The sequence below is a fragment of the Paenibacillus sp. NPDC056722 genome (assembly GCF_042790635.1).
Lineage (GTDB): Bacteria > Bacillota > Bacilli > Paenibacillales > Paenibacillaceae > Paenibacillus_AQ > Paenibacillus_AQ agri.
The window spans coordinates 1-25,128 of sequence record NZ_JBHTYV010000018.1 but is presented as its reverse complement, the minus strand read 5'-3'; the positions used below and the strand labels follow the sequence as shown (position 1 = coordinate 25,128).

Sequence of the window (25,128 nt, the reverse complement as noted above, 5' to 3'; positions counted from 1 at the left end):
CCTGAAGAAAGGAGGAACATGAAATGCCAAAAGTAACACTTTTTAATATCAGTGGTAGCGAAGTTGGCGAAGTTGAACTGAGCGAATCAGTATTCGGTATTGAGCCGAACGTGCACGTGCTGCATGAAGCTGTATTGCTGCAAAGAGCTTCCCTTCGTCGTGGTACACACAAAGTTAAAGGACGTTCTGAAGTGCGTGGCGGCGGACGTAAACCTTGGAAACAAAAAGGTACAGGTCGTGCTCGTCAAGGCTCCATTCGTTCCCCACAATGGAAAGGCGGCGGCGTAGTCTTCGGACCAACTCCTCGTAGCTATTCCTGGAAACTGCCTAAGAAAGTTCGCCGTTTGGCTATCAAATCCGCGTTGTCTTCGAAAGTTCTCGATAAAGACATTATCGTATTGGATAGCTTGACATTGAATGCTCCGAAAACGAAAGAATTCGCAGCGATTCTGAACAATCTGAAAGTAGATCGCAAAGCGTTGATCGTAGCTGACAGCTACAACGATAACGTAGCTCTTTCCGCTCGTAACATCCCTGGGGTGAAATTCGTAGCGGCTGATGGCATCAATGTTCTTGACGTACTGTCGTACGACAAACTGATCATCACCAAGGAAGCAGTTCTGAAGGTAGAGGAGGTGTTCGCGTAATGAAAGATCCTCGTGATATTATCAAACGTCCGGTGATTACGGAGCGCACTTCCGAATACATGAGCGAATTGAAATACGCTTTTGAAGTGGATATTCGTGCTAACAAGACCGAAATCAAAAAAGCCGTTGAGGCTATTTTCAAAGTTAAAGTAGTTAGTGTGAACACAATGCGTGTACCTGGCAAACTGAAACGTTATGGTAAATACTCCGGATATACTCCAGAGTGGAAAAAAGCCATCGTTAAGCTGAGCTCGGACAGCAAGCCGCTTGAATTCTTTGAAGCGGTAGAATAATACTCTTAAAGTAAGGAGGGAAATATAGTGCCAATCAAAAAGTACAAACCGACCTCTCCGGCCAGACGCGCAATGTCCGTGTCTACGTTTGAAGAAATCACAACAAACCAGCCAGAGAAATCGTTGCTTGCGCCACTGAGCAAAAAAGCGGGCCGCAACAACCAAGGTAAAATTACGGTTCGTCACCACGGCGGCGGACACAAACGTAAATACCGTATTATCGACTTCAAACGTACGAAAGACGGCATACCTGGTAGCGTTGCTACAATCGAGTATGACCCGAACCGTACATCCAATATTGCTTTGATCCACTATGCTGATGGAGAGAAACGCTACATTATCGCTCCTAAAGGCCTTAAAGTTGGGGATAAGATTGAGTCTGGCCCTAAAGCCGACATCAAAATTGGTAACACCCTTCCACTGGAAAACATTCCGGTTGGTACAGTTATCCACAACATTGAGTTGAAGCCAGGTAAAGGCGGACAATTGGTTCGTGCTGCAGGTACAGAAGCTCAATTGCTGGGTAAAGAAGAAAAATACGTATCCGTTCGCTTGAACTCCGGTGAAGTTCGTAAGATCCTGAGCGTTTGCCGCGCAACGATCGGTTCCGTAGGTAACGAAGATCACGAATTGATCAAAATCGGTAAAGCTGGACGCAGTCGCTGGCTTGGCCAACGTCCTGAAGTTCGCGGGGTAGTAATGAACCCTAACGATCACCCACACGGTGGTGGTGAAGGTCGCGCTCCAATCGGACGTAAATCGCCTATGTCTCCTTGGGGTAAACCAACCCTTGGTTACAAAACGCGTAAGAAAAACAAGGCATCTGATAAATATATCGTTCGCCGCCGCACGAAATAAGACGCTTCTGGCAGTAAGTTAAGCGCGAAGCGTCGATTCGCGGTTTGAAGATTTGTCATGAAGGGAGGATTCATACATGGGTCGCAGTTTGAAAAAGGGACCATTTATCGATGGTTACCTGCTGAAAAAAGTTGAGGAACTGAACGCGGCAGACAAGAAAGTCGTTGTTAAAACTTGGTCCCGTCGCTCCACTATTTTCCCTCAGTTTATCGGACATACGTTTGGTGTATATGACGGCCGTAAACACGTGCCAGTATACGTAACGGAAGATATGGTAGGTCACAAATTGGGCGAGTTCGCGCCAACACGTACTTACAAAGGCCACGCGGGTGACGATAAGAAAACAAGAAGATAATTAAGTTCTTCGTTCGAGAGGAGGGAAAACAATGGAAGCAAAAGCACATGCTAGATCGGTGCGCATTTCTGCTCGTAAAGCGAAATTGGTTGTTGACTTGATTCGCGGTAAGCAAGTTGGAGAAGCGATTGCAATTCTTCGCCACACTCCGAAGTCGGCTTCTCCAGTGGTTGAGAAGTTGCTTAACTCGGCAATTGCGAATGCTGAGCACAACTATTCTATGGACGTGAACAGCTTGTTCGTTAGCGAAGTTTTCGTTAACCAGGGTCCTACAATGAAACGTTTCCGTCCACGCGCCATGGGCCGCGCTAGCCGGATCAATAAACGCACAAGCCACATTACTTTGGTGGTATCTGAGAAATAAGGGAGGGATAACGTGTGGGTCAAAAGGTAAATCCAGTCGGACTCCGGGTCGGTATTATTCGCGATTGGGAATCTAAATGGTATGCAGGTAAAGATTTCGGTACTCTTTTAATGGAAGACGTCAAAATCCGTGAATACCTTAAAGGCAAATTGAAAGATTCCGCTGTTTCCCGCATCGAGATTGAAAGAGCGGCAAACCGTGTGAACGTAACAATTCATACTGCTAAGCCAGGTATGGTTATTGGTAAGGGCGGCGCAGAAGTAGAAATTCTTCGTAGCGCAGTTACTGCTATTGCCGGCGGTAAGAAAGTACACATCAACATCAATGAAATCAAACACCCTGAATTGGATGCAATTCTGGTTGCTGAAAGCATTGCACAACAATTGGAGCGTCGCGTATCGTTCCGTCGTGCGTTGAAACAAGCAATTCAAAGAACTATGCGTTCCGGTGCAAAAGGGATTAAAACACAAGTTGGCGGACGTCTTGGCGGCGCTGAGATTGCCCGTTCAGAAGGTTATAGCGAAGGAACAGTTCCACTTCATACGCTTCGTGCCGATATCGATTACGGAACGGCTGAAGCACATACAACTTACGGCCGTATCGGCGTAAAAGTATGGATCTACCGTGGAGAAGTTCTTCCCCCAGCTAAGAAACAAGCTGCTCAGGAAGGAGGCAACTAATCATGTTGGTACCAAAACGCGTTAAACACCGCAAGCAACAACGCGGTCACATGAAAGGTATGGCAAAAGGCGGCACCACGCTGAACTTCGGCGAATACGGTCTGCAAGCTCTGGAGCCATCTTGGATCACTAACCGTCAAATCGAAGCTGCACGTATCGCAATGACACGTTACATCAAACGTGGCGGTCAAGTGTGGATTAAGATTTTCCCGGATAAGCCAATTACTCAAAAGCCTCTTGAGGTTCGTATGGGTAGTGGTAAAGGTAACGTTGAGAAATGGGTAGCCGTAGTTAAACCGGGCAAGATTATGTTCGAACTCGGAGGCGTTTCGGAAGAAATCGCTCGTGAAGCTATGCGTCTTGCCGCTCACAAGCTGCCTGTTAAAACTAAGTTTGTGAAACGTGAAGAAGTGGGTGGTGAAGCAAATGAAAGCTAATGAACTTCGCAACTTAACCACTGCCGAGATTGAACAAAAGATCGCCGGATTCAAGGAAGAGCTTTTCAATCTCCGTTTTCAATTGGCAACTGGCCAACTGGACAACCCGACTCGGATTCGTGATGTGCGTAAGGAAATAGCTCGTGCTAAAACCATTATCCATCAAAGAGTACTTGGGATTAGTTAAGTGAGGGCGGATATAGTATCCGAATTCAGGAAGGAGGCTAACTATGAGTGAAGAGCGTAATGCACGTAAAGTGCTGGTTGGTAAAGTAGTCAGCGACAAAATGGATAAAACCATCGTAATTGCTGTTGAAACCTATAAGAAGCACAATTTGTATCACAAACGCATCAAGTCTACGAAGAAATTCAAAGCACATGATGAAGAGAATGTAGCTAAGATTGGTGATGTCGTTAAAGTCATGGAAACTCGTCCATTGTCTAAGGACAAACGTTGGAGACTGGTTGAAGTGGTAGAAAAAGCGATTATTATCTAAGATAGCTAACAAAGCCTTTCCGGAAGGAGGAAAATATAATGATTCAACCATTTACACGTTTGCATGTGGCTGACAACTCTGGTGCGAAGGAACTGATGTGTATCCGCGTACTGGGTGGTACTGGACGCCGTACAGCAGCAATTGGCGATCTGATCGTTTGCTCGGTAAAACAAGCAACACCAGGCGGCGTTGTCAAAAAAGGTGATGTAGTTAGAGCAGTAGTTGTTCGTACTAAACGTTCGGTACGTCGTAAAGACGGATCTTACATCTCTTTTGACGAAAACGCAGCTGTTGTTGTTAAAGACGACAGAAGCCCACGCGGAACGCGTATCTTCGGACCAGTTGCTCGCGAACTTCGCGATAAAGACTACATGAAGATCGTTTCCTTGGCACCGGAAGTTATCTAATACACACGGTTCTAATAAAACCGAAGGTTAGTCATAGGAGGTGTAATAAATGCCTAGAGTGAAAAAAGTTCTGGAATCCCATAACAATAAACTGCACGTGAAAAAAGACGACGTGGTGCTTGTGATCAGCGGGAAAGACAAAGGTAAAAAAGGCCGTGTCATCGCTGCTTATCCTCGCCAAAACAGAGTCCTGGTAGAAGGCGTGAACTTGGTGAAAAAACACCAAAAGCCGAACCAGTTGAATCCACAAGGTGGAATCATCGAGCAGGAAGCTTCGATCCATGTGTCCAACGTAATGCACATTGATCCGAAGAGTGGTAAAGTAACCCGCATCGGTTACAAAGTATTGGATAACGGTAAAAAGGTACGGGTTGCTAAGAGATCCGGAGAGATTATCGACTAATCACCCTTAAGGAAAGGAGGTTAAATCTTCATGGCAGCAAGAATGAAAGAACGTTTTCTGAACGAAATTACACCTGCTTTGATGCAGAAGTTTAACTATTCGACTGTTATGCAAGTACCTAAGATCGAGAAGATTGTCATCAACATGGGTGTGGGTGACGCTGTTCAAAACTCCAAAGTACTTGATGCAGCAGTTAACGATATGCAATTGATCGCTGGTCAAAAGCCAGTTATCACTAAAGCTAAAAAATCCATCGCCGGTTTCAAACTGCGCGAAAATATGCCGATTGGGGTTAAAGTAACACTTCGCGGTGAGCGTATGTATTACTTCCTGGACAAATTGTTCAACGTAACGCTTCCACGCGTACGTGACTTCCGTGGTATTTCGACCAAAGCTTTTGACGGTCGTGGTAACTACACGCTTGGTCTTAAAGAACAATTGATCTTCCCCGAGATCGAATATGACAAAGTGGATAAAGTCCGCGGTATGGACATCGTTATCGTAACGACGGCAAAGACTGATGAGGAATCCCGTGAGTTGCTTACGCAACTGGGAGCACCTTTCGCAAAATAAAGTCGGTTAATCCATTTCTCCGAAAATGTTTAGGAGGTGTCAGGCTAAGTGGCAAAAACTTCAATGAAAGTTAAACAACAACGTGAGCCTAAGTTTAAAGTGCGTGCATATACACGCTGCGAGCGTTGCGGTCGTCCACATTCGGTACTGCAAAAGTTCAAAATTTGCAGAATTTGTTTCCGTGAATTAGCTTATAAAGGCCAGATCCCTGGCGTGAAAAAAGCAAGTTGGTAAGAAGTTTATAAACGGGAAGGAGGTTTACACACATGACTATGTCTGATCCTATCGCAGATATGCTTACTCGTATTCGTAACGCTAACATTGTGCGTCACGAGACAGTAGAAATGCCTGCTTCTACAATGAAGAAACAAATCGCGGACATCTTGAAGCGTGAAGGCTTCATTCGTGATGCTGAATTCGTTGAGGATAGCAAACAAGGGATTATCCGTATCTTCTTGAAATACGGCCCTAACCAAGAGCGCGTTATTTCTGGTTTGAAAAGAATCAGTAAGCCAGGCCTTCGCGTTTACACGAAGAGCAATGAAGTTCCTCGTGTACTCGGTGGCCTTGGAATCGCGATTATCTCCACATCCAAGGGAGTTATGACCGACAAAGAAGCTCGTCAATCTAAATCGGGCGGAGAAGTTGTCTGCTACGTTTGGTAATAAACGTCACAAGATAAGGAGGTGCAACACATGTCTCGTATTGGTCGCAAACCAATCGCAGTACCTAGCGGTGTAGATGTCACTTTGGACAACGCCGTTATTACAGTAAAAGGCCCTAAAGGCACTTTGACTCGTGAGCTTCATAAAGACATGAAGATTACGGTTGAAAATAACGAAATCACTGTTGTTCGCCCGTCGGATAACAAATTGCATCGTTCACTTCACGGCACAACCCGCTCCGTTGTCAACAACATGGTGAGTGGTGTGACTGAAGGTTTCTCGAAATCTCTGGAACTGGTTGGGGTCGGATATCGTGCAAGCAAATCCGGAGATAAAATCGTTCTGAACGTTGGTTACTCCCACCCGGTTGAAATTACACCGGAAGCGGGTATCGAGTTCGAAGTTCCTGCGAACACGAAGATCATCGTTAAAGGTATCGACAAAGAACGCGTAGGCGCTTATGCTGCCAAAATCCGTTCCGTACGTGAACCTGAACCGTATAAAGGTAAAGGTATCAAATATGAAGGCGAGCGTATCATCCGCAAGGAAGGTAAAGCCGGTAAGAAGAAATAATCGGCCCAATCTTAATTGTAAGATACCCCGTGCATCTTAAAGTGAAGCTGTTTACGGCAAACTGAAGGGAGTGAAAGGGAAGCATGATTACAAAAGAGGACAAAAACAAGGCTCGTCTCAAAAGACACCTGCGTGTTCGTAAGAAAATTCAGGGAACTACTGAGCGTCCACGTTTGAATGTGTTCCGTTCTTCGAAACACATTTACGCTCAATTGATCGATGATGTTACAGGCGTTACTATCGTATCTGCCTCTACACTTGATAAAGAACTGAGCGGTAGCATCGGTAATGGCGGCAGTGTTGAAGCTGCAAGCAAAGTAGGTCAATTGATCGCTGAGCGCGCTAAAGCAAAAGGTCACGCAGTGGTTGTATTTGACCGCGGTGGATACTTGTACCATGGACGGATTCAAGCATTGGCAGATGCAGCTCGCGAAGCTGGTCTTGAATTCTAGAATAATTCTTAAAAGGAGGTTAACGACTTGCGTGTAGATCCGAACAGTTTAGAGCTGACAGAAAGAGTTGTACACATTAACCGGGTTGCTAAAGTTGTAAAAGGCGGACGCCGTTTCAGCTTTAGTGCATTGGTTGTTGTGGGCGATGGCAACGGCTACGTCGGAGCGGGTATCGGTAAAGCCGGCGAAGTACCGGAAGCCATCCGCAAAGGCATTGAAGATGCTAAGAAAAACCTGATTCACATTCCAATCGTAGGAACTTCGATTCCTCACTTGGTTACTGGTCACTTCGGCGCAGGACGCGTGTTGCTGAAACCAGCATCCGAAGGTACGGGCGTTATCGCTGGCGGACCAGTTCGTGCGGTATTGGAATTGGCAGGCGTTGGCGACATCTTGACAAAATCTTTGGGTTCTTCGAACTCCATGAATATGGTCAATGCAACTTTGGAGGGTCTTTCCCGTCTGAAGCGCATTGAAGAGGTCGCGAAACTTCGCGGCAAATCTGTCGAAGAACTGCGCGGTTAAGGAGGGGAACGTCAATGGCAAAATTGCAGATTACCCTCGTACGCAGCGTAATTGGACGTCCTGAAACACAACGTGTTACAGTTAAGACGCTCGGCCTGCGTAAACTCAATTCGACAGTGGTTCACAATGACAATCCCGCAATTCGCGGAATGATCAACAAAGTGAGCCATTTGGTATCTGTTACTGAAATCGAAGGCTAAATCCTTCGTAATAAATTAACAACAATAAGGAGGTGCAAACGATGAAGTTACATGAACTTGCTCCTGCTCCAGGGTCCCGTAAAGAACGCAACCGCGTTGGTCGCGGTCCTAGTAGCGGTAACGGTAAAACTTCCGGTCGCGGTCATAAGGGTCAAAACTCCCGTTCCGGCGGTGGTGTTCGTCCGGGCTTCGAGGGTGGTCAAAACCCACTCTACCGTCGTCTGCCTAAACGTGGTTTCATCAATCCTACCCGTAAAGAGTATGCGATTGTGAACCTTGAAGATCTGAACAACTTCGCAGAAGGAACTGAAGTAACTCCTGCATTGTTGCTGGAAACAGGCGTTGTCAAGAACTCCAAGAGCGGTATCAAAATCCTCGGCAACGGTGAACTATCCGTTAAATTGACTGTACAAGCAAATAAGTTCTCTCAATCTGCGGTAGAGAAAATCCAGGCTGCCGGCGGTAAAACCGAGGTGATCTAATGTTCAAGACGCTTAAGAATATATGGCATGTTGAAGATTTGCGCAAAAAGATCCTATTCACCCTGTTCGTTTTGATCATCTACCGCATTGGATCGTATGTACCGGTTCCAGGTGTAAACAAGGATGTTTTGCAGTCGGCTAATCAGACAGGCGAAGCGTTGATGAGTCTTTTGAACACCTTCTCCGGAGGAGCGCTCAAGAACTTCTCAATATTTGCGATCAGTATTTACCCGTACATCACAGCATCCATCATCGTGCAGTTACTGTCGATGGATGTTGTTCCTAAGTTTGCTGAATGGGCAAAACAAGGGGAGCACGGGAAAAAACAACTGGCCCAAATTACGCGCTATGGTACTGTAGTATTAGCTTTGATCCAAGGTTTTGCCACGTCTATCGGGTTTAACCGGATTTATAGTGCTGAGATGATGCCGAATGCAACGTTTGCCGATTACTTGCTGGTTGCCATCATACTGACGGCGGGTACTTCCTTCCTGATGTGGCTAGGTGAACAAATCACTGAAAAGGGTATCGGAAACGGGATCTCGATCCTGATTTTTGCGGGAATCGTCGCAGGCGTTCCGGGACATATAGCAGCTACGGCTCAGTCCAGCTTTATTCAGCCGGATCAGATGTTCCTGAATATTCTTAAAGTCGTGATTGTTGTGATCGTGCTTGTGGCTATTGTGGCAGGAGTAATCTTTGTACAACAAGGTATACGGAAAATTCCTGTACAATATGCCAAACGCGTAGTCGGCAACAAGATGTATGGTGGACAGAACACGCATATTCCGCTGAAGATTAACGCAGCGGGCGTTATCCCTGTCATTTTCGCTGTATCCCTACTGCAATTCCCAGTTGTACTCTCCAGCTTCTGGTCAACACATGAGTGGGCAAAATGGGTTGCTGGCAACCTGAAGTTTAATGAGCCCCTCGGTATGGTTCTGTATATTGTGATGATCATCGGATTTACGTTCTTCTATACGTTCGTTCAGATGAACCCACAGCAGATGGCTGACAACATGAAGAAGAATGGTGGATACATTCCGGGAATTCGTCCTGGTAAAGCTACGGAGAAATACTTGACCAAGGTAATGTCCCGTCTGACTATGTCAGGCGCGTTGTTCCTGGCTCTGATTTCCGTACTTCCTGTATTCTTCGGGAAGATCTCCGGGTTGCCTGATTCGGTTCAAATCGGTGGTACATCGATTCTGATCGTGATCGGGGTGGCATTGGATACAATGAAACAGATTGAGAGCCATTTGATCAAACGCCATTACAAAGGCTTCATCAATAAATAGGCGATAGGTTCCGGTGAGGCTTAAGCAACGAAGACTTCCCGGCACCTATTGTGCTGTTTCTTGCTTGGTGGCGAACTTTGGAGGGAGAGAGAAATCGTGAACTTTTTATTCATGGGCCCTCCTGGGGCAGGCAAGGGAACACAAGCAGCTGTGGTCGTGAAGGAACTTGGTATTCCTCATATCTCAACTGGAGACGCCTTTCGCTTGGCAATCAAGCAGGAAACTCCAGTGGGACTTAAGGCCAAGTCCTATATCGATCAGGGTTTGCTTGTACCAGATGATGTGACCATTGGAATCGTGGAAGAACGGCTTCAGCAGTCCGATTGCGAAAAAGGTTTTTTATTGGACGGTTTTCCAAGAACCCTTTCGCAAGCGGAAGCGCTGGATGGAATCCTGAGTCGTTTGAACACTTCCTTGGATCATGTGATCAACTTGAATGTTGACCGCGGCCTGCTTATGGCACGTCTTACGGGACGTCGAATTTGCAGTGTGTGTGGAGCATCCTATCATCTGATCTTCAACCCGCCAAAGCAAGAAGGCATTTGCGACATTGATGGCGGCGAGCTTTATCAACGTCCAGATGACAACGAAGAGAGCGTAGGAAAGCGTCTGGATGAGTACGACAACAAGACAGCGCCTCTGCTCACGTTTTATGAAAATAAAGGTCTTTTGCGTCAGGTGAACGGGGAAAACGAAATCGATGTCGTTTCTTCCGAAATAGTGTCTTTACTGCGAGGTTAGTGTAATGATCATATGTAAGTCCGAACAGGAACTTGCCTTTATGAGGGAAGCTGGTCGAATTGTTGCCGAGAGTCACCGATTGATATCACAGGCCATTGAGCCAGGGATCACAACCGGAGAGCTCGACAGAATCGCCGATCAATACATTCGCAGTCAAGGTGCTGTGCCGTCTTTCAAAGGCTACAACGGTTTTCCTGCCAGCATTTGCGCTTCAGTCAATGAACAATTGGTGCATGGATTTCCGGGTAAACGCAAGCTGATCGAAGGCGATATCGTTACGCTGGATATCGGCGCAGAGTACCGCGGTTATCACGGTGATTCCGCCTGGACCTACGGGGTGGGCAGCATTTCCGAAGAGGCTCAGCGTTTGCTGGACGTTACGGAGGGCTCCCTGTACGCAGGACTGGCGTTAGTTAAGCCGGATGTGCGCTTGTTTACAATCTCCCACGCCATACAGAAATACATTGAAGAAGCCGGGTTTTCGGTGGTACGCGAGTATGTTGGTCATGGCATTGGGGCAGAACTGCATGAAGAACCGCAAATTCCTAATTATGGCGTAGCGGACCGCGGACCAAGGCTTAAACCTGGCATGGTGCTGGCGATTGAGCCGATGGTAAACGTGGGTGAACGGTATGTCAAAACGCTGGAAGATAACTGGACGGTCGTTACGGTGGATGGTTCATTGTGTGCCCATTTTGAGCATACAGTAGCAGTTACTCCGGACGGCATGGAAATTTTCACAAAACTGAATGCGTAGGTGATCTTCATTTGAGTACTGGGAGCAGCCCGCAGGTTGGTCAATTGGTGAGAATTCTCAAAGGCAAGGATGCCGGAGAGGCTGCCATTGTTATCGCAGTTGTTGACAGCAGATTTGTATACATTGCCGATGGGGACAAACGCAAGTTTGACGGGCCGAAGAAGAAGAATATTCTTCATCTGGAGCTCATACCTTTCATCAGCAGTGAGGTTGTGGACAGTTTGAAAGAGACCGGAAGGGTAACCAATGGAAAGCTGCGTTTTGCAGTGACTAAATATGGTGATCCCGAAGGAATAAGCGCGAAAGAGAAAGGAGACTAACTGTGGCTAAGGAAGATGTCATTGAGGTGGAAGGTACGGTCATTGAGCCGTTGCCGAATGCAACATTTAAGGTTGAACTGGAAAACGGTCATCAAATACTTGCCCATGTATCCGGTAAATTGCGGATGCACTTTATCCGTATATTGACCGGAGACAAAGTGGTCGTGCAGTTATCGCCTTATGATTTAACTAAAGGTCGTATAACTTACCGTAAATAGATGGGAACTACGAAAAAAGTTTTGCTTCGCAAAACTTTGAGGAGGTAATTAGCATGAAGGTAAGACCTTCTGTAAAGCCCATTTGCGAGAAATGCAAAGTCATCCGCCGCAAAGGGACTGTTATGGTAATTTGCGAAAATCCGAAACACAAACAAAAACAAGGTTAAGAAGGGGGTGTAGCGTAAAATGGCTCGTATAGCTGGAGTGGATTTGCCACGTGACAAACGCGTTGAGATCGCCTTGACTTATATTTTCGGAATCGGTAAAACGACTTCCCAGAAAATTCTTAATGAAACAGGCATTAGCGCTAATACACGTGTCCGTGATTTGACGGAAGATGAAGTCAGCAAACTGCGTGAAACGATCGACAAGTCCGTTAAGGTTGAAGGTGACCTTCGTCGTGAAATTTCCTTAAATATTAAGCGTCTTACTGAGATCGGCTGTTACCGCGGTGTTCGTCACCGTCGTGGATTGCCTGTTCGCGGTCAACGTACTAAAACGAATGCCCGTACCCGGAAAGGCCCGCGTCGTACGGTAGCAAACAAAAAGAAATAATAAGGGGGGATAAGAGACAATGGCTAAACCGAAAAAAGTCGTACGTACCAAACGTCGCGACCGTAAAAATATCGAGAGTGGCGTGGCACACATTCGTTCCACGTTCAACAACACCATCGTTACCATCACGGATCCTCACGGTAATGCAATTTCCTGGGCTAGCTCCGGCGGCCAAGGATTCAGAGGTTCCCGTAAATCGACTCCATATGCAGCGCAAATGGCAGCCGAGACAGCAGCGAAAGCCGCTATGGAACACGGCATGAAATCCGTTGAAGTTATGGTTAAAGGACCGGGCGCGGGCCGCGAAGCAGCCATCCGTTCCCTTCAAGCCGCTGGTCTTGAAGTTAACCTCATTAAAGACGTTACTCCAGTTCCTCACAATGGATGCCGTCCGCCAAAACGCCGCCGCGTATAGTGAAATCAGTATCGTGATTGTGGTATAATTCTGACGCATCTGCTAATAATAGGTGTTTAGGCATACTACATGATGCACCTGATGGGTGACAGTTTCATATAGGAGCGACGTTTGAAGGAGGGGTACACTCGTGATAGAAATTGAAAAGCCGAAGATTGAGACCGTAGAAGCCAATGAAGAAGGAACCTATGGGAAATTCGTAGTTGAACCGCTGGAACGTGGATATGGCACGACTCTGGGGAACTCGCTTCGCCGGATACTGTTGTCCTCCCTGCCGGGAGCCGCAGTGACTTCGGTCCAAATTGACGGTGTTCTGCATGAGTTCTCCACCGTTCCTGGCGTAATGGAAGATGTGACGGAAATCATTTTGAACCTGAAAGCTCTCTCCCTGAAGATTCATTCAGATGAGGAGAAAGTGTTCGAGATTGATGCTGAAGGGGAAGGCGTCGTGACCGCAGGTGATATCCGTGCGGACAGCGACGTTGAGATCCTGAACCCGGATCTTCATATTGCAACGCTGGGACCTGGTGCGAGACTTCACATGCGAATTTTTGCAGGCCGTGGTCGTGGCTATGTCCAAGCGGACCGGAACAAACGCGAAGACCAGCCAATCGGCGTTATCCCGGTTGACTCCATCTACACACCTATCTCTCGTGTTAACTACGTCATTGACAACACTCGTGTTGGCCAAGTAACCAACTATGACAAATTGACGCTTGAGATCTGGACAGATGGTAGTATCAGACCGGAAGAGGCTGTAAGCCTCGGAGCCAAAATTTTGAACGAGCACCTCGTATTGTTCGTAGGACTTACGGATGAAGCGAAAGACGCCGAAATTATGGTTGAAAAAGAAGAAGACAAAAAAGAAAAAGTGCTTGAGATGACAATCGAAGAGCTTGATCTTTCTGTCCGTTCCTACAACTGCCTCAAACGCGCTGGTATCAACACCGTGCAGGAGCTTACCACGAAGACAGAAGAAGATATGATGAAGGTGCGTAACCTTGGTCGTAAATCTTTGGAAGAAGTTCAGGAAAAGCTTGAGGAACTCGGTTTAGGACTCCGTACAGAAGAATAGCGATCAGATTGCTATAGTAAAGGAGGGAATAGAATGGCATACCAAAAATTGGGCCGTGATTCCAGTGCGCGTAAAGCTTTGTTTCGTGACTTGGTAACGGATCTGTTCTTGTATGAGCGTATCCAAACAACGGAAGCCAAGGCGAAGGAAGTTCGTTCCATCGCTGAGAAACTAATCACTAAAGCGAAAAAGGGCGATCTTCATGCTCGCCGTCAAGTAGCTGCATTTGTACGTCGTGAGACTGTTGATGGCGAACAAGATGCAATCCAAAAATTGTTCTCTGATATTGCTCCTCGTTACACAGAGCGTCCAGGTGGATACACTCGTATCATGAAACTGGGACCTCGCCGTGGCGATGCTGCGCCTATGGTTTACCTTGAGCTGGTAGACCGCGCGTAGTAACGGAGGTATTGATTTCCGGCAACCCCAGAGATCATTTTCCTCGGAAAATGGTTCATGGGAAAGAAAAGTGTTATTGTGCAGCAGGGGCTTATAGGCCCTGCCGTACAACTAACCGCGGGAATCGCCTTGTTAGAGTAGAAGGAGCTCCCGCAGGGGCTCTTTTTTTTGTAAAGGAGAATGGAATGCGTAATCTATTGATGAAGGTCAATTATGACGGAACGACTTATGATGGCTTTCAGACCCAGCCACAGGGCAATACGATTCAAGACCGGCTGGAAGAGGCTATACTCCACTTGACGGGCGAAGACCTCAAGATACATGCTTCAGGACGCACGGATGCCGGAGTACATGCATACGGCCAGCCGTTCAATTTCATCACCTCCTCGCAAATTCCGCTGGAACGCTGGTGTCTGGCTCTGAATGCGAGATTGCCGCAGGATATTGTGGTTACGGAAGCGAGAGAAGTCCCGCTGTCGTTCCATTCCCGGAGAAGCGCAAAGCGCAAGACCTACCGGTATACGATTAACGCGAATCAGTTCCCGGATCCTTTTCAGAGACGCTGGCAGCTGCATCATCCGGGTATCCTGGATGTATCAGCCATGCAGCAGGGATTGACCCATCTTTTGGGTACACATGACTTTACTTCATTTGCTTCACGGCATTCGACGAAGACATCACATGTTCGAACAATCTATGAGGCGCATATGGAGGTAGACACAAGTATGTGTAGGCCGAATCCCCGGGATCAGGGAGTTATTCATGTTTTTATTACCGGGAGTGGTTTCTTGCAGCATATGGTCCGTATTATTATGGGAACGCTGATCAATGTGGGTCAAGGGAAATGCCCTGCAGATAAAGTAGCACATATTCTGGCAGCTTGTGATCGTGGTGCAGCAGGCCCTACAGCTGTGGCTAATGGGCTTACGCTGTGGAGCGTAGAATATGAAGAGGCCGATTATAAAAAAGCTGATTGAAACCTAAGTTTCACTTGCACTTGTGATGCTTATACTGTAGAATAAAAGTTGTGTTTTCTTGATGGCTATCCCACAGCCCCGATCAAGATTACACCCACAACTGCTTTACACTAACATTCACAATTGTAATTCAATGAGAAACAAGATATACGAAACAGATGATTTTCGTACGAGAACAAGGAGGAAACATTCATGCGTACCACCTATATGGCGAAGCCAAACGAAGTTGAACGCAATTGGCACATCATTGATGCCGAAGGCAAAACACTTGGTCGTTTGGCAAGCGAAGCCGCTGCTTTGATCCGTGGCAAACACAAACCGCAATTCACTCCACACGTTGATACAGGAGATTTCGTAATTGTAATCAACGCTGAGAAAATTGAATTGACTGGTAAGAAATTGGAGAACAAAAAGTACTATCGTCACTCGATGCACCCGGGCGGATTGAAAGTTACTACTGCTGGTGAATTGCTTAAGACTAAACCTGAGCGTGTTCTTGAATCTGCTGTTCACGGTATGATTCCTAAGACTCGTCAAGGCAATCAAATGAAGTTGAGATTGAAAGTCTATGCAGGCGCTGAGCATCCACATGCAGCACAAAAACCTGAAGTTTACGAACTTCGCGGATAAGAATAAGGGAGGACAGTTTCATGGCACAAGTACAATACTATGGGACAGGTCGTCGTAAACATTCGGTAGCACGTGTTCGCCTTGTACCGGGTGAAGGACGCATTGTCATTAACAAACGCGATATCAACGAATATTTCGGTTTGGAAACACTCAAACTGATCGTAAAACAACCTTTGAACCTGACTGAAACCCTGAACAGCTACGATGTAATCGTACTGGCTCATGGTGGCGGTATCTCTGGTCAAGCTGGCGCAATCCGTCACGGAATTTCCCGTGCATTGCTGAAAGCTGATCCTGAATTCCGTCCATCGCTGAAGAAAGCCGGCTTCCTGACTCGTGACCCACGTATGAAGGAACGTAAGAAATACGGCCTTAAAGCAGCTCGTCGTGCTCCTCAGTTCTCGAAACGTTAATATTTATACAAGAAGACCCTTTTCCTTTGGAGATGGGTCTTCTTTTTATATTATTATTTTCTGGGCAAATGTTTATTTCATCCAATTTCATTGACATCTACAGGGAAAGTTATATACTATTCCATATAAAAATAGTTGGGATTAATAAGGTTTTTCTATAAGGATGGGGGAATTAAATATGAATCTGCTTGAGAAGGAAGATTTGATCAAGATCAAGGCTGATGAATTGGAAAATGCCTCTCCCGAGGAAATTATTCGCTGGGCAGTAGACACCTTTCCTAATATAACGTTTGCCTGCAGCTTTGGCGCAGAAGATGTGGTTTTGGTGGATATGCTCCAAAAAGTCAGCCCTTCTACAGATGTGTTTTACCTCGATACCGATTTTCATTTCAAAGAAACTTATGAAACCAGAGACGTGATGTCAGAGAAATATGGCTTGGAGTTTGTCCGTGTAGCTCCACAAATCACTCCGCAGGAGCAAGCACTTCAGTACGGTGATGCGCTATGGAGTACAGATCCCAATCAATGTTGCGGTATCCGTAAAGTTGAACCGCTCACGCGAATTTTGTCTCAGTATGAGGCATGGATAACAGGAATTAGACGTGATCAGGCACCTACCCGTGCCAATGCCAAAAAAGTCGAGTACGATTATAAGTTCGGCCTAGTCAAATTCAATCCTATTGCTGACTGGACAAGTGAAGATGTCTGGAACTACATCCGTGAGAATAATGTGGTCTATAACCCACTGCATGACCAGAATTACCCGAGTATCGGTTGTGAGTATTGCACAAGACAGGTTATGCCAGGTGAAGATCCGCGTGCGGGACGTTGGTCAGGGTCGGAGAAAACCGAATGCGGTTTGCACAAATGAGGCATACTGCCGCAACAACACAGAAGGGGAGAGTATAGATGACTTCAATACTGCCGCATGGCGGAACACTGGTCGGGCGCGTAGCAGAAGGGGCAGAGCGCGAGAGACTGCTGCAAGCCTCAGTGCATAACAAAACGATCGATATTAACACTTGGACAATCTCTGATCTTGATCTTATAGCAGTGGGAGCTTTTTCGCCGCTCACGGGCTTTCTGAATGAGCAGGACTACCATTCCGTTGTTCAGAATATGCGTCTGGCGAATGGTACGGTATGGAGCATTCCGATAACACTGGCTGTGGAGGAAGAAGTTGCGGCCGGCCTTAGTGTAGGAGAGCAGGTCACGCTGGTAGGGCAGGAAGATGGTGTGATTTACGGAGTGCTGGACGTTGAGAGCCTATATAACGTGGATCAGCTTGTTGAAGCACAGCATGTCTTCAAGACTACGGACCCCGAGCATCCGGGTGTGAGCAAGCTATTGGCGCGTCCCTCCACTTATGTTGGCGGACCCATTACTGTTTTGAACCGTCCACAACCGGCGAAGTTCGGAGAATTCTATTTCGACCCTGCGGAGACCCGTAAAATATTCGCGGATAAGGGCTGGAGAACGGTTGTAGGCTTTCAGACACGCAATCCGGTGCACCGTGCTCATGAGTACATCCAGAAGTGCGCTATGGAGGTTGTAGACGCGTTGTTCCTGAACCCGCTAGTTGGCGAGACCAAGTCGGATGATGTTCCAGCCAATGTACGGATGAAAAGTTATTTGGTTCTTTTGGAGAATTATTATCCGGAAGATCGTACTTTTCTTGGGGTGTTTCCGGCTGCCATGCGTTACGCAGGCCCACGGGAAGCGATTTTCCATGCCATGGTGCGTAAAAACTACGGATGCACCCATTTCATTGTTGGACGTGATCATGCGGGGGTAGGCGATTACTATGGCACTTACGAAGCACAAGAGATCTTCACGAACTTTACCGCTGATGAACTTGGGATAACGCCATTATTCTTCGAACATAGTTTTTTCTGCAAAAAATGCGGCAATATGGCTTCGAACAAAACTTGCCCGCATCCAGGAGAAGATCATTTAACCTTGTCCGGCACCAAAGTTCGGGGGTTGCTGCGTGAGGGCACTTGCCCGCCACCAGAATTCACCCGTCCAGAGGTCGCTCAGGTGTTAATTGAAGGGATGTCACCGGAAGCCTCCGTTCGATAAATCCAAAGCCAGTAATAATTGACCCTCTTGTCCCATATAGATGAGTAGAATCTATCGGGACGAGGGGGTCTTTGTTATGTCTGGCCGAAAGCAGAGTAAAGTCTCGGTTTGGATCGCATGGAGCAGTATCAGAAAAGGCATGCTCGGCATAGCCTTACTGGCATTGATGATCGGAATCATCGCCTATGACATGCCTACAGCTAAAACAACAAATTATTGGAGCCTGCCGCTGTCCGGTAAAGTCATAGCTATAGATGCAGGCCACGGGGGACCGGATGGCGGTGCTGTCAGCCGAGAAGGGCTGATTGAGAAGGATATCAATCTGTCCGTTTCTCTCTATCTGCGGGATTATCTGCAGCAGGCCGGTGCTATTGTGGTGATGACCCGTGAAGGTGATTACGACTTGGCACAGAATGATACGAAGGGCTATGCGAAGCGCAAGACAGAGGACCTGAAGCAACGGGTCAGAACGATTGAAGAGAAGCGGGTGGACTTATTTATCAGCGTTCATATGAATAGCATTCCCTCCAACCGCTGGAGCGGAGCACAAACTTTTTACTATCCCAATAACCAGGATAACAAGCCACTAGCGGATTTCGTACAGGCCGAGCTAAGGAATACGCTGGAGAATACGGATCGTGTGGCCAAGACAGTTAATACGGTGTATCTGCTTAAGGCGCTGAAGATGCCGTCTGTGCTGGTAGAAGTCGGGTTTCTATCACATCCACAGGAGTCTTTGCTTCTTGGGGATGATGTATATCAACGCAAGGTAGCAACCAGTATATACCGGGGAATTCTCCGATACGCATCAGAGCAGCCGGGCAAGGACTACTCTTCCTTAGAAAGGTAATGCTATAATAAGACAAAAAACACCGGAGCAATTCTGTCCGGAAGTGAAACTGAGGTGCTTTCCATGCTGACCAGGGAACAAATTCAGGAACTTTTGCAGAACATTAAAGACCCGGAAACCGGAAAAAGCCTTATCGAGCTGCAATTAATTCGCGATATTATGATTAAAGAGGATCGTGTCTCACTGTCCATTGTCTGTCTGGATTCAGAAGAGCAAAGACGCATAGAGCTGGAACAGCAAGTGCGTGATTTGCTGGAGAATGGCGGGGCGGGGAACGTGCACATCCGGCTTAGGGATGCCACAGACTATGAGCGCTCGCTCCATAGGGGTGGAAATTCCGAGGAGTCCGAAGAGGAGCGCGAGGTTAAGCTGAAAAAAGGCCATGCTGCCGGTCTTGATGATCATGAACTGATCAGTCCGGAATCAGGTGTGAAATTTATTGCTGTAGCTAGTGGTAAAGGCGGTGTAGGGAAATCGACCGTCACTGTTAACTTGGCGGTAGCCCTGGCACGTAAAGGTAAGAAGGTGGGCCTGATCGACGCCGATATCTACGGCTTTAGTGTTCCAGATATGATGGGCATTGAGGAAGGGCCGGTGGTTGATGACGGGACTATTATTCCTGTGGAGCGTTTTGGCGTAAAAGTGATGTCCATGGGTTTCTTTATCCGTGAGAACAGTCCTGTCATTTGGCGTGGGCCGATGCTTGGCAAAATGCTGCGTCAATTCTTCAGTGATGTAGGCTGGGGAGAATTAGACTACATGCTGCTGGATCTTCCCCCAGGAACAGGTGATGTGGCCCTGGACGTGCATCAGATGCTTCCACAGAGTAAAGAGATTATCGTGACTACCCCACATGCCACTGCAGCCTTTGTAGCCGCCAGAGCGGGCGCTATGGCTTTGCAGACGGATCATGAAGTTATCGGGGTGATCGAGAATATGTCCTATTACGAATGCTCGGGCTGTGGACAGAAGGAGTATATCTTCGGACGCGGTGGCGGTGCCAGACTGGCGGAGACTCTACATACTGAGCTTTTGGCTCAAATTCCACTTGGAGCACCGGATAATCATATCTCAGAGCCGGATTTCTCACCTTCGGTATATAAAGAAGAGACAACAGCAGCCTTGTTGTTTGCCGAAGTGGCGGACAAGCTGATTGCTAAATATGAGCAAGAATAAAACCGCATCACATTAAAATGAAAAAGAGGCCGTTTCTCCATTTGGTGGGGAAAGGCCTCTTATTTGTGCATTATTTAAGATCCGGAGTCGTCGCCACCGCCACCACCATCTTGTTTTCCACCTTCGCCTTGCCCACCGCCTTCCTTCTTCTGGACCTTAGGCTGAAGCTCTTCCTGGACAACGGTCTTCAGAAGATTGAGCACTTCCATGCGGAACAGAGGATTCTGCATCGCATCCTGCATAATGGTCATCGTTTGCTTGCGGTAGTCTGGGGTTTTGGTGAGATCCAGATACATCTTCGTCATCTCTGGAGACTTCATAATTTCCCCGACCGATTTCTGGTACGTGGGGTCTTTGATCAGCTGTTGATGAAGCTCTTTGCTTTGTGCGTTAATGGCTTTGGCGAACTCACCCGCGAACTTCGGATCTGTCATGATCTTCTCAAGTTCCTTTTTGTACTCCGGCGCCGTCAGTGTGTCCTTGACTGCCACGCGAATTTGTTCTGTGGTCTGAAGCGGTACCATCTTCATGCTCATTCCGCTTCCGCCGCCTTCACCGCCTCCCGAGCTGGGACTCGAAAGAGCCTCTTCGACCGCCTTTTTCCCATCATCACTTTTTAATATATCAACAACCATGGTCTTCATTTCCTTGTATCCGCCTTGTCCTGAGGAAGAACTGCTTTGCTCGCCTCCACAGGCCGTCAAGGTCAGGACCAAGCTCAATGTTAAACTGGCGAAGCCCATCGTCCTCCATTTCATTGGCACTGCCCTCCTTTGTAGGATTTTGATATGTAGTATGCCGCTTGAGAATACATTTAATGTCACACAGTAATGGTTTTTTGACGGTAACCTTGGTAAAATAAATCTGACATGAGGGGGGTGAACTGGCTGAGCATTAAAAAGTGGTTTTATTTATTTTGGACTACGCTGCTTATCGGAGCGGCCGGGGCTGTCATTGCCGGTCTTGCACTGCAGGCAGTGAATGGCAAGATTGATTTTAAAAGTACGGTAGATTTTCTGCTGTACCCGCTTATTTTATTGGGGTATGGAATGCTGGTTAGCGTCTATTCCCAGCTTGGCTTTTTCGCCTATCTGATTCTGAACTACATGGGCATTGGCGTATTTCCGCGAAAAGTCTGGCAGTACATACAACTGGTGTTGGCCGTGCTCGCCTTGCTGGAGCTCGTCTTCTTACGCTCTGTCGTGGGTGGGGAGCGAAACGTAACCTCAGACCTGTTCTTGGGGATTATGATTCTGCTATCCGCTATTGTAGTGACTTACTTTAAGGTAAGGAGTACGAACTTCTCTGCCTGGATCCCCACGTTTTTCTTTATGACAGCGATTACTATCGTAGAAACCATCGGCGTGCTTCGTATTGGCGTTGACAGTGCCACCGTATTTATTATTGTTCCTTTGATCGCCTGCAATGCCTTCCAAATCTTGATGCTTCATCGTGTTTTGAAGCCCCAGGCTGCCTGAAGGAGAATGTACCCAATCCCTCGTTTCCTTATCCTGCAAGGAGGCGGGGATTTTTATTTTATGTGGGAAGAACGGTTAAAAACGGACACTGGAGGGTAATCTCAGAAAGACGCTTTTATTGCGAATTCATCTTAATGGGGAGGGGAATATATGGGCATCAAGCGCTATATGATAAAAGACACAAACGAAATCTCACTAAGCAAACTGGATCCGGGTGAGAAGGGAACGTTCAAGTCGAAGGAAGAGGCAAGCGTGGAGACGGAGCGGCTGAAAGAGCGGCTTGCGGAACTGCAGGACATTCTCTTTGCCCAAAAGAAACATTCATTGCTTGTGATCTTGCAAGGTATGGATTCCAGCGGGAAGGACGGAACAGTCAAGCATATATTCTCAGGACTCAATCCTCAAGGCTTCACAGTCACCAGTTTTAAGAAGCCTACTCTGGACGAAGCGGCGCATGATTTCTTGTGGAGAGTACATCAGAAGACGCCACCTAAAGGCTACATTTCTGCGTTCAACCGCTCGCATTATGAGGATGTGCTGGTTCCTCGTGTACACGGCGGCCTGAGCAAAGAGGAGTTGAAGCGCCGTTTTCGCTATATCCGCCAGTTTGAGGAAATGCTCGCTGAAGAAGGGACGACTATCGTCAAGCTCTTTTTGCATATATCCAAGGAGAAGCAGATGGAGAAGATCCAGGAGCGTCTCCATGATCCCAAGAAGCACTGGAAATTTGATGTTAGTGATCTGCAGGAGCGGGAGTACTGGGGGGATTACCAGAAGGCGTACGAAGATGTTTTCCGGGAGAGCAGTATAGAAAAAGCACCATGGTATTGGATTCCGGCCAATCACCGGTGGTACCGCAATTATTTGGCTCTATCCATTGTAGTGAAGACGCTGGAGGGTCTTGATCTGAGTTATCCGAAATTGGACACCCCCACACCCAATATCTCGGAGCTCATTTCCCCACATCATTAAAATTTGAGGAATGGATAGGCTTTTTATACAATTAGCGGTACCACAGGGAAGGCATTTAAGTATTACATGCCGGCTGCATCCTCCAGCCGGTCATTCAGCCAAGCAGAATCCCGGACTTCCTTGCCTTCAGTGCTGCTTTGGCTCAGAAGCTCGGATACAGTAACGAATTCATAACCTTGGGCGCGCAGCTCATCAATAATTCTGGGGAGGGCCTCGTGTGTCTGTTTACAGGAGTCGCTGGCATGCAGAAGCACGATATCTCCCGGATGAGCTTTTTTCGTCACGCGGTTAACGATATTATCTACGCCGATATTTTTCCAATCTAGAGAATCAGTGTCCCATTGAATCACTTTGTAACCGAGATCGGTGGCCACCTGTAGCACCCTTTTGTCAAAATCGCCATTAGGCATACGAATCAGATTCGGTTCTTTCCCGGTTAACTCGGTCAATACGGTGTGAGCGGTACTAATTTGTGTGCGAATTTCCTCGTTGCTAAGTGTACTGTAATTGACGTGTTTATGCCCGTGGCTTCCAATCTCATAGCCTGCATCTTTGATGCTTGTCACAATATCGGGGTGAGTTTTACTCCATGGTGAGGATAGGAAGAAAGTTGCCTTATCCACTTTTTTGTCTTCCAGCACCTTGAGAATTGGTCCAGGCCTCTTCTCTCCCCAGCTAATATCGAACGTCAGGGCAATCAGCTTCTTCTCCGTCGGTACACTGTAGATCGCGGAAGGGGGGGCGGCTTGAGAAAACACCGTAATATTTCCCCTCTCGATATACACTACACCGGCAGCAAGCAGCGCAGCAGCGAAGATATAAAAGAACCTTTTGATCTTCTTGCCGCTAAATACATAAAACGAATTCATAAATGACAGCGCTCCTCTCCCCAGCAAATGCTTGTTTGTTCTAAATGTATGCTCGTACCGTCATGTTATGACCCTTGAGATAGGGAGATCACTAATATCAGGAGGTATCTATGCTATCGTTCTTCACTTTTGCCAAAGATCTTAAATCTATCCGAAAGGCATTATTGTTCTCACTACTGTTGTTCGCCTTGGGTGTAGTGTTCGGCTGGATCGGCACAGAAGGCTTGGAAAAGCTGCTTATGCAGCAACTGGAGGGACTCAGAACAATTAGCGGAACACTAAAGGAGTCGTCTAACCCTCAATGGAGCTTCTTTGTATTTATATTTTTAAACAACAGTATTAAAGGTGTCGTTATTATCTTTCTCGGAGCATTGTTTGGCATACTGCCGGCGTTATTCTTGCTAATCAATGGTGCGGTAATCGGTTATATTGTGCATTTGTCGGCACTTCAAGGCCAGGATTTGTTCTCGTTGATTGTAAAAGGTCTGCTGCCGCACGGAATTATTGAGATCCCTGCTATTATTATTGCCTGTGCTTTTGGACTGCAGTTTGGAGCTAAGGTTGTCGCGAGTATGTTTAGAAGAACGGGGGGGAGCGGGACTAGAGGAGAAGAGTGGTCTTTCTTTATGAGACAGACATTAACGGCTTCTATATGGATCGTTATCCTTCTATTTGTTGCGGCTATTATCGAAAGCACAATTACATTTTCTCTTTTATCATAAAATATCTGGGAAATGAGCATAACATTAGAGTCATGTATTTGGGGAAAGTGGGTAAATAAAAGGTAAGCAACTTAAAGTGTGCCATACCGGGGAATGAACTACTTTTCCATAACCATCAGTTTCTGTATTTAGGCAATTGTAAAATGAAACCCTTGCGAAGGAGGCCAAGCATATGTTGGGGATGTTGTTCAACGAGAAGGAGTGCAAGGAACTGGACTATGTTTTGCGCAAAGAGCTTGATGAGATGCTGTTAGACTTGAGCGATCAACGCTTGGACCAAAATATTAGGCATGCTATCGCCAACCGATACAAAACAGTATTTCGTATGTATGCGCGTTTCGCTCCCCAGAAAGAGCTGTCCAAATATGCTTGGGGCGGGAAGTCTTCTCAGTTCAAGCATTGAAAAAGAAAGGCTATAGTAAGAGTTCAAGATTAGCTGAAAAAATATAAAATAATAGCTTGACTAAAAGGGGGGCGCCGTGATAAATTATATCTCGCGCCCCTTTTGGTTATCAAAAAAGGTGAACGCAGGCAAGAAAAACGAAAAAAAACTTTTTTCAAAAAAACACTTGCCAAAAAGCACAACAGTATGATATATTATAAAGGTCGCTGCTGAGACATTAAGCGGCAGACAAACAAGAAATTGATCTTTGAAAACTGAACAACGAGTGAGTGTCGAATTCACGAAAGTGAGTTCAAAAATGAGAATTTTTAATTCTCGTCAGATGTTTCAAAATGAGCAATCGCTCTTTCTAAATACCAATTTGGAG

Annotated in this window: 42 protein-coding genes; 40 read left to right on the top strand and 2 right to left on the bottom strand. The window is 46.8% G+C overall.

The genetic code is table 11. The features are described from left to right. Positions 1 to 23: 23 nt before the first annotated feature. The 36 genes from rplD to ACFRAM_RS26420 all read left to right on the top strand — a co-directional run bounded on the left by rplD (position 24) and on the right by ACFRAM_RS26420 (position 20,317). Positions 24 to 647 carry a 50S ribosomal protein L4 gene (rplD, locus tag ACFRAM_RS26595; RefSeq protein ID WP_379469866.1) on the top strand — a complete coding sequence of 208 codons (624 nt, stop codon included), beginning with the start codon at positions 24 to 26 and terminating at the stop codon, positions 645 to 647. Next, entirely contained in the window at positions 647 to 940 is a 294-nt protein-coding gene (rplW, locus tag ACFRAM_RS26590; RefSeq protein ID WP_379469864.1) for a 50S ribosomal protein L23, read from the top strand. Before rplD ends, rplW begins: the two co-directional genes overlap by 1 nt. Before the next feature lie 27 nt (positions 941 to 967). Further along, the gene (rplB, locus tag ACFRAM_RS26585; protein WP_066367631.1) at positions 968 to 1,798 is read left to right on the top strand and encodes a 50S ribosomal protein L2; all 831 of its coding nucleotides are present in this window, start codon (positions 968 to 970) and stop codon (positions 1,796 to 1,798) included. Positions 1,799 to 1,874: 76 nt separating this feature from the next. Beyond that, entirely contained in the window at positions 1,875 to 2,153 is a 279-nt protein-coding gene (gene rpsS, locus ACFRAM_RS26580) for a 30S ribosomal protein S19 (protein WP_019908227.1), read from the top strand. 31 nt (positions 2,154 to 2,184) lie between these two features. After that, positions 2,185 to 2,517: a 50S ribosomal protein L22 gene (gene rplV / locus ACFRAM_RS26575; protein WP_019908228.1), complete on the top strand. Its 333-nt coding sequence runs from the start codon at positions 2,185 to 2,187 to the stop codon at positions 2,515 to 2,517. 14 nt (positions 2,518 to 2,531) lie between these two features. After that, positions 2,532 to 3,197, top strand: coding sequence for a 30S ribosomal protein S3 (gene rpsC / locus ACFRAM_RS26570; protein ID WP_175370343.1), 666 nt, complete (start codon positions 2,532 to 2,534; stop codon positions 3,195 to 3,197). 2 nt (positions 3,198 to 3,199) lie between these two features. Beyond that, the gene (gene rplP, locus ACFRAM_RS26565; protein WP_066367625.1) at positions 3,200 to 3,634 is read left to right on the top strand and encodes a 50S ribosomal protein L16; all 435 of its coding nucleotides are present in this window, start codon (positions 3,200 to 3,202) and stop codon (positions 3,632 to 3,634) included. Then, positions 3,624 to 3,821, top strand: coding sequence for a 50S ribosomal protein L29 (gene rpmC / locus ACFRAM_RS26560; RefSeq protein WP_066367623.1), 198 nt, complete (start codon positions 3,624 to 3,626; stop codon positions 3,819 to 3,821). Before rplP ends, rpmC begins: the two co-directional genes overlap by 11 nt. Positions 3,822 to 3,864: 43 nt before the next feature. Further along, on the top strand, positions 3,865 to 4,131 hold the full coding sequence (rpsQ, locus tag ACFRAM_RS26555) for a 30S ribosomal protein S17 (RefSeq protein WP_066367620.1): 267 nt from the start codon (positions 3,865 to 3,867) through the stop codon (positions 4,129 to 4,131). A gap of 38 nt (positions 4,132 to 4,169) precedes the next feature. Then, on the top strand, positions 4,170 to 4,538 hold the full coding sequence (rplN, locus tag ACFRAM_RS26550; protein WP_066367616.1) for a 50S ribosomal protein L14: 369 nt from the start codon (positions 4,170 to 4,172) through the stop codon (positions 4,536 to 4,538). Positions 4,539 to 4,587: 49 nt separating this feature from the next. Then, on the top strand, positions 4,588 to 4,941 hold the full coding sequence (gene rplX / locus ACFRAM_RS26545) for a 50S ribosomal protein L24 (protein WP_083205138.1): 354 nt from the start codon (positions 4,588 to 4,590) through the stop codon (positions 4,939 to 4,941). Positions 4,942 to 4,971: 30 nt separating this feature from the next. Continuing rightward, the gene (gene rplE, locus ACFRAM_RS26540; protein ID WP_066367613.1) at positions 4,972 to 5,514 is read left to right on the top strand and encodes a 50S ribosomal protein L5; all 543 of its coding nucleotides are present in this window, start codon (positions 4,972 to 4,974) and stop codon (positions 5,512 to 5,514) included. A gap of 48 nt (positions 5,515 to 5,562) precedes the next feature. Further along, complete coding sequence (locus tag ACFRAM_RS26535) at positions 5,563 to 5,748, top strand: type Z 30S ribosomal protein S14 (protein WP_036589425.1); 186 nt, start codon at positions 5,563 to 5,565, stop codon at positions 5,746 to 5,748. 32 nt (positions 5,749 to 5,780) lie between these two features. After that, positions 5,781 to 6,179, top strand: coding sequence for a 30S ribosomal protein S8 (gene rpsH / locus ACFRAM_RS26530; protein WP_039877390.1), 399 nt, complete (start codon positions 5,781 to 5,783; stop codon positions 6,177 to 6,179). A 30-nt stretch (positions 6,180 to 6,209) separates the two neighbouring features. After that, positions 6,210 to 6,752: a 50S ribosomal protein L6 gene (gene rplF / locus ACFRAM_RS26525; RefSeq protein ID WP_066367610.1), complete on the top strand. Its 543-nt coding sequence runs from the start codon at positions 6,210 to 6,212 to the stop codon at positions 6,750 to 6,752. An 83-nt stretch (positions 6,753 to 6,835) separates the two neighbouring features. Next, the gene (gene rplR, locus ACFRAM_RS26520; RefSeq protein ID WP_175370342.1) at positions 6,836 to 7,204 is read left to right on the top strand and encodes a 50S ribosomal protein L18; all 369 of its coding nucleotides are present in this window, start codon (positions 6,836 to 6,838) and stop codon (positions 7,202 to 7,204) included. 27 nt (positions 7,205 to 7,231) lie between these two features. Further along, a complete protein-coding gene (gene rpsE, locus ACFRAM_RS26515) occupies positions 7,232 to 7,729 on the top strand; it encodes a 30S ribosomal protein S5 (RefSeq protein WP_066367590.1) in 498 nt (165 codons plus the stop codon). 14 nt (positions 7,730 to 7,743) lie between these two features. Further along, positions 7,744 to 7,929, top strand: a complete 186-nt coding sequence (gene rpmD, locus ACFRAM_RS26510; RefSeq protein ID WP_175370341.1) for a 50S ribosomal protein L30 — start codon at positions 7,744 to 7,746, stop codon at positions 7,927 to 7,929. 41 nt (positions 7,930 to 7,970) lie between these two features. Beyond that, a complete protein-coding gene (gene rplO / locus ACFRAM_RS26505) occupies positions 7,971 to 8,411 on the top strand; it encodes a 50S ribosomal protein L15 (protein WP_066367583.1) in 441 nt (146 codons plus the stop codon). After that, a complete protein-coding gene (gene secY, locus ACFRAM_RS26500; protein ID WP_175370340.1) occupies positions 8,411 to 9,709 on the top strand; it encodes a preprotein translocase subunit SecY in 1,299 nt (432 codons plus the stop codon). Before rplO ends, secY begins: the two co-directional genes overlap by 1 nt. A 96-nt stretch (positions 9,710 to 9,805) precedes the next feature. Further along, the gene (locus tag ACFRAM_RS26495; RefSeq protein WP_066367572.1) at positions 9,806 to 10,450 is read left to right on the top strand and encodes an adenylate kinase; all 645 of its coding nucleotides are present in this window, start codon (positions 9,806 to 9,808) and stop codon (positions 10,448 to 10,450) included. Between the two features lie 4 nt (positions 10,451 to 10,454). Next, positions 10,455 to 11,207: a type I methionyl aminopeptidase gene (gene map, locus ACFRAM_RS26490; RefSeq protein ID WP_175370339.1), complete on the top strand. Its 753-nt coding sequence runs from the start codon at positions 10,455 to 10,457 to the stop codon at positions 11,205 to 11,207. Positions 11,208 to 11,218: 11 nt separating this feature from the next. Next, a complete protein-coding gene (locus ACFRAM_RS26485) occupies positions 11,219 to 11,527 on the top strand; it encodes a KOW domain-containing RNA-binding protein (protein WP_066367562.1) in 309 nt (102 codons plus the stop codon). 2 nt (positions 11,528 to 11,529) lie between these two features. Then, positions 11,530 to 11,745, top strand: a complete 216-nt coding sequence (infA, locus tag ACFRAM_RS26480) for a translation initiation factor IF-1 (RefSeq protein WP_006212898.1) — start codon at positions 11,530 to 11,532, stop codon at positions 11,743 to 11,745. A 53-nt stretch (positions 11,746 to 11,798) separates the two neighbouring features. Further along, positions 11,799 to 11,912 (top strand): 50S ribosomal protein L36, encoded by a 114-nt coding sequence (gene rpmJ / locus ACFRAM_RS26475; protein WP_003322638.1) that lies wholly within the window; start codon positions 11,799 to 11,801, stop codon positions 11,910 to 11,912. Positions 11,913 to 11,931: 19 nt separating this feature from the next. Beyond that, positions 11,932 to 12,300 carry a 30S ribosomal protein S13 gene (gene rpsM / locus ACFRAM_RS26470; RefSeq protein ID WP_066367557.1) on the top strand — a complete coding sequence of 123 codons (369 nt, stop codon included), beginning with the start codon at positions 11,932 to 11,934 and terminating at the stop codon, positions 12,298 to 12,300. 19 nt (positions 12,301 to 12,319) lie between these two features. After that, the gene (gene rpsK / locus ACFRAM_RS26465; RefSeq protein WP_066367554.1) at positions 12,320 to 12,715 is read left to right on the top strand and encodes a 30S ribosomal protein S11; all 396 of its coding nucleotides are present in this window, start codon (positions 12,320 to 12,322) and stop codon (positions 12,713 to 12,715) included. A 130-nt stretch (positions 12,716 to 12,845) separates the two neighbouring features. Further along, positions 12,846 to 13,790 (top strand): DNA-directed RNA polymerase subunit alpha, encoded by a 945-nt coding sequence (locus ACFRAM_RS26460; protein ID WP_175370338.1) that lies wholly within the window; start codon positions 12,846 to 12,848, stop codon positions 13,788 to 13,790. 33 nt (positions 13,791 to 13,823) lie between these two features. Then, the gene (rplQ, locus tag ACFRAM_RS26455; protein ID WP_066367544.1) at positions 13,824 to 14,189 is read left to right on the top strand and encodes a 50S ribosomal protein L17; all 366 of its coding nucleotides are present in this window, start codon (positions 13,824 to 13,826) and stop codon (positions 14,187 to 14,189) included. A 185-nt stretch (positions 14,190 to 14,374) separates the two neighbouring features. Further along, positions 14,375 to 15,166: a tRNA pseudouridine(38-40) synthase TruA gene (gene truA / locus ACFRAM_RS26450; RefSeq protein ID WP_175370337.1), complete on the top strand. Its 792-nt coding sequence runs from the start codon at positions 14,375 to 14,377 to the stop codon at positions 15,164 to 15,166. 192 nt (positions 15,167 to 15,358) lie between these two features. Further along, a complete protein-coding gene (gene rplM / locus ACFRAM_RS26445; protein ID WP_175370336.1) occupies positions 15,359 to 15,796 on the top strand; it encodes a 50S ribosomal protein L13 in 438 nt (145 codons plus the stop codon). 20 nt (positions 15,797 to 15,816) lie between these two features. Continuing rightward, positions 15,817 to 16,209, top strand: coding sequence for a 30S ribosomal protein S9 (gene rpsI, locus ACFRAM_RS26440; RefSeq protein ID WP_175370335.1), 393 nt, complete (start codon positions 15,817 to 15,819; stop codon positions 16,207 to 16,209). 178 nt (positions 16,210 to 16,387) lie between these two features. Next, entirely contained in the window at positions 16,388 to 17,080 is a 693-nt protein-coding gene (locus tag ACFRAM_RS26435; RefSeq protein WP_066367531.1) for a phosphoadenylyl-sulfate reductase, read from the top strand. Between the two features lie 38 nt (positions 17,081 to 17,118). Further along, entirely contained in the window at positions 17,119 to 18,291 is a 1,173-nt protein-coding gene (gene sat / locus ACFRAM_RS26430) for a sulfate adenylyltransferase (protein WP_379469838.1), read from the top strand. Between the two features lie 76 nt (positions 18,292 to 18,367). Further along, positions 18,368 to 19,141: an N-acetylmuramoyl-L-alanine amidase CwlD gene (gene cwlD / locus ACFRAM_RS26425; RefSeq protein ID WP_379469836.1), complete on the top strand. Its 774-nt coding sequence runs from the start codon at positions 18,368 to 18,370 to the stop codon at positions 19,139 to 19,141. Positions 19,142 to 19,204: 63 nt separating this feature from the next. Then, complete coding sequence (locus ACFRAM_RS26420; RefSeq protein ID WP_379469834.1) at positions 19,205 to 20,317, top strand: Mrp/NBP35 family ATP-binding protein; 1,113 nt, start codon at positions 19,205 to 19,207, stop codon at positions 20,315 to 20,317. Between the two features lie 74 nt (positions 20,318 to 20,391). On the opposite strand, the gene gerD is transcribed toward ACFRAM_RS26420, so the two are convergent. Then, on the bottom strand, positions 20,392 to 21,075 hold the full coding sequence (gene gerD, locus ACFRAM_RS26415; protein WP_175370331.1) for a spore germination lipoprotein GerD: 684 nt from the start codon (positions 21,073 to 21,075) through the stop codon (positions 20,392 to 20,394). A gap of 129 nt (positions 21,076 to 21,204) precedes the next feature. Here gerD and ACFRAM_RS26410 point away from each other — a divergent pair, with 129 nt between their 5' ends. Both ACFRAM_RS26410 and ACFRAM_RS26405 read left to right on the top strand, forming a co-directional pair. After that, positions 21,205 to 21,795: a KinB-signaling pathway activation protein gene (locus tag ACFRAM_RS26410; RefSeq protein WP_379469913.1), complete on the top strand. Its 591-nt coding sequence runs from the start codon at positions 21,205 to 21,207 to the stop codon at positions 21,793 to 21,795. A 150-nt stretch (positions 21,796 to 21,945) separates the two neighbouring features. Then, positions 21,946 to 22,767 carry a PPK2 family polyphosphate kinase gene (locus ACFRAM_RS26405; RefSeq protein WP_379469831.1) on the top strand — a complete coding sequence of 274 codons (822 nt, stop codon included), beginning with the start codon at positions 21,946 to 21,948 and terminating at the stop codon, positions 22,765 to 22,767. 62 nt (positions 22,768 to 22,829) lie between these two features. Here the strand turns inward: ACFRAM_RS26405 and pdaB are convergent, their stop codons facing one another. Beyond that, positions 22,830 to 23,636, bottom strand: coding sequence for a polysaccharide deacetylase family sporulation protein PdaB (gene pdaB / locus ACFRAM_RS26400; protein WP_379469829.1), 807 nt, complete (start codon positions 23,634 to 23,636; stop codon positions 22,830 to 22,832). 110 nt (positions 23,637 to 23,746) lie between these two features. Here pdaB and ACFRAM_RS26395 point away from each other — a divergent pair, with 110 nt between their 5' ends. Both ACFRAM_RS26395 and ACFRAM_RS26390 read left to right on the top strand, forming a co-directional pair. Further along, a complete protein-coding gene (locus ACFRAM_RS26395) occupies positions 23,747 to 24,358 on the top strand; it encodes a stage II sporulation protein M (RefSeq protein WP_379469827.1) in 612 nt (203 codons plus the stop codon). 172 nt (positions 24,359 to 24,530) lie between these two features. After that, the gene (locus ACFRAM_RS26390; RefSeq protein ID WP_066367494.1) at positions 24,531 to 24,761 is read left to right on the top strand and encodes a hypothetical protein; all 231 of its coding nucleotides are present in this window, start codon (positions 24,531 to 24,533) and stop codon (positions 24,759 to 24,761) included. Positions 24,762 to 25,128: the final 367 nt, after the last annotated feature.

Coding starts and splice junctions, on each gene's coding strand:
- rplD (WP_379469866.1), top strand. CDS start 24: ATGCCAAAAGTAACACTTTTTAATATCAGTGGTAGCGAAGTTGGCGAA.
- rplW (WP_379469864.1), top strand. CDS start 647: ATGAAAGATCCTCGTGATATTATCAAACGTCCGGTGATTACGGAGCGC.
- rpsS (WP_019908227.1), top strand. CDS start 1,875: ATGGGTCGCAGTTTGAAAAAGGGACCATTTATCGATGGTTACCTGCTG.
- rplV (WP_019908228.1), top strand. CDS start 2,185: ATGGAAGCAAAAGCACATGCTAGATCGGTGCGCATTTCTGCTCGTAAA.
- rplP (WP_066367625.1), top strand. CDS start 3,200: ATGTTGGTACCAAAACGCGTTAAACACCGCAAGCAACAACGCGGTCAC.
- rpmC (WP_066367623.1), top strand. CDS start 3,624: ATGAAAGCTAATGAACTTCGCAACTTAACCACTGCCGAGATTGAACAA.
- rpsQ (WP_066367620.1), top strand. CDS start 3,865: ATGAGTGAAGAGCGTAATGCACGTAAAGTGCTGGTTGGTAAAGTAGTC.
- rplN (WP_066367616.1), top strand. CDS start 4,170: ATGATTCAACCATTTACACGTTTGCATGTGGCTGACAACTCTGGTGCG.
- rplX (WP_083205138.1), top strand. CDS start 4,588: ATGCCTAGAGTGAAAAAAGTTCTGGAATCCCATAACAATAAACTGCAC.
- rplE (WP_066367613.1), top strand. CDS start 4,972: ATGGCAGCAAGAATGAAAGAACGTTTTCTGAACGAAATTACACCTGCT.
- rpsH (WP_039877390.1), top strand. CDS start 5,781: ATGACTATGTCTGATCCTATCGCAGATATGCTTACTCGTATTCGTAAC.
- rplF (WP_066367610.1), top strand. CDS start 6,210: ATGTCTCGTATTGGTCGCAAACCAATCGCAGTACCTAGCGGTGTAGAT.
- rplR (WP_175370342.1), top strand. CDS start 6,836: ATGATTACAAAAGAGGACAAAAACAAGGCTCGTCTCAAAAGACACCTG.
- rpmD (WP_175370341.1), top strand. CDS start 7,744: ATGGCAAAATTGCAGATTACCCTCGTACGCAGCGTAATTGGACGTCCT.
- rplO (WP_066367583.1), top strand. CDS start 7,971: ATGAAGTTACATGAACTTGCTCCTGCTCCAGGGTCCCGTAAAGAACGC.
- secY (WP_175370340.1), top strand. CDS start 8,411: ATGTTCAAGACGCTTAAGAATATATGGCATGTTGAAGATTTGCGCAAA.
- map (WP_175370339.1), top strand. CDS start 10,455: ATGATCATATGTAAGTCCGAACAGGAACTTGCCTTTATGAGGGAAGCT.
- rpmJ (WP_003322638.1), top strand. CDS start 11,799: ATGAAGGTAAGACCTTCTGTAAAGCCCATTTGCGAGAAATGCAAAGTC.
- rpsM (WP_066367557.1), top strand. CDS start 11,932: ATGGCTCGTATAGCTGGAGTGGATTTGCCACGTGACAAACGCGTTGAG.
- rpsK (WP_066367554.1), top strand. CDS start 12,320: ATGGCTAAACCGAAAAAAGTCGTACGTACCAAACGTCGCGACCGTAAA.
- rplQ (WP_066367544.1), top strand. CDS start 13,824: ATGGCATACCAAAAATTGGGCCGTGATTCCAGTGCGCGTAAAGCTTTG.
- truA (WP_175370337.1), top strand. CDS start 14,375: ATGCGTAATCTATTGATGAAGGTCAATTATGACGGAACGACTTATGAT.
- rplM (WP_175370336.1), top strand. CDS start 15,359: ATGCGTACCACCTATATGGCGAAGCCAAACGAAGTTGAACGCAATTGG.
- rpsI (WP_175370335.1), top strand. CDS start 15,817: ATGGCACAAGTACAATACTATGGGACAGGTCGTCGTAAACATTCGGTA.
- ACFRAM_RS26435 (WP_066367531.1), top strand. CDS start 16,388: ATGAATCTGCTTGAGAAGGAAGATTTGATCAAGATCAAGGCTGATGAA.
- sat (WP_379469838.1), top strand. CDS start 17,119: ATGACTTCAATACTGCCGCATGGCGGAACACTGGTCGGGCGCGTAGCA.
- cwlD (WP_379469836.1), top strand. CDS start 18,368: ATGTCTGGCCGAAAGCAGAGTAAAGTCTCGGTTTGGATCGCATGGAGC.
- ACFRAM_RS26420 (WP_379469834.1), top strand. CDS start 19,205: ATGCTGACCAGGGAACAAATTCAGGAACTTTTGCAGAACATTAAAGAC.
- gerD (WP_175370331.1), bottom strand. CDS start 21,075: ATGAAATGGAGGACGATGGGCTTCGCCAGTTTAACATTGAGCTTGGTC.
- ACFRAM_RS26405 (WP_379469831.1), top strand. CDS start 21,946: ATGGGCATCAAGCGCTATATGATAAAAGACACAAACGAAATCTCACTA.
- pdaB (WP_379469829.1), bottom strand. CDS start 23,636: ATGAATTCGTTTTATGTATTTAGCGGCAAGAAGATCAAAAGGTTCTTT.
- ACFRAM_RS26395 (WP_379469827.1), top strand. CDS start 23,747: ATGCTATCGTTCTTCACTTTTGCCAAAGATCTTAAATCTATCCGAAAG.
- ACFRAM_RS26390 (WP_066367494.1), top strand. CDS start 24,531: ATGTTGGGGATGTTGTTCAACGAGAAGGAGTGCAAGGAACTGGACTAT.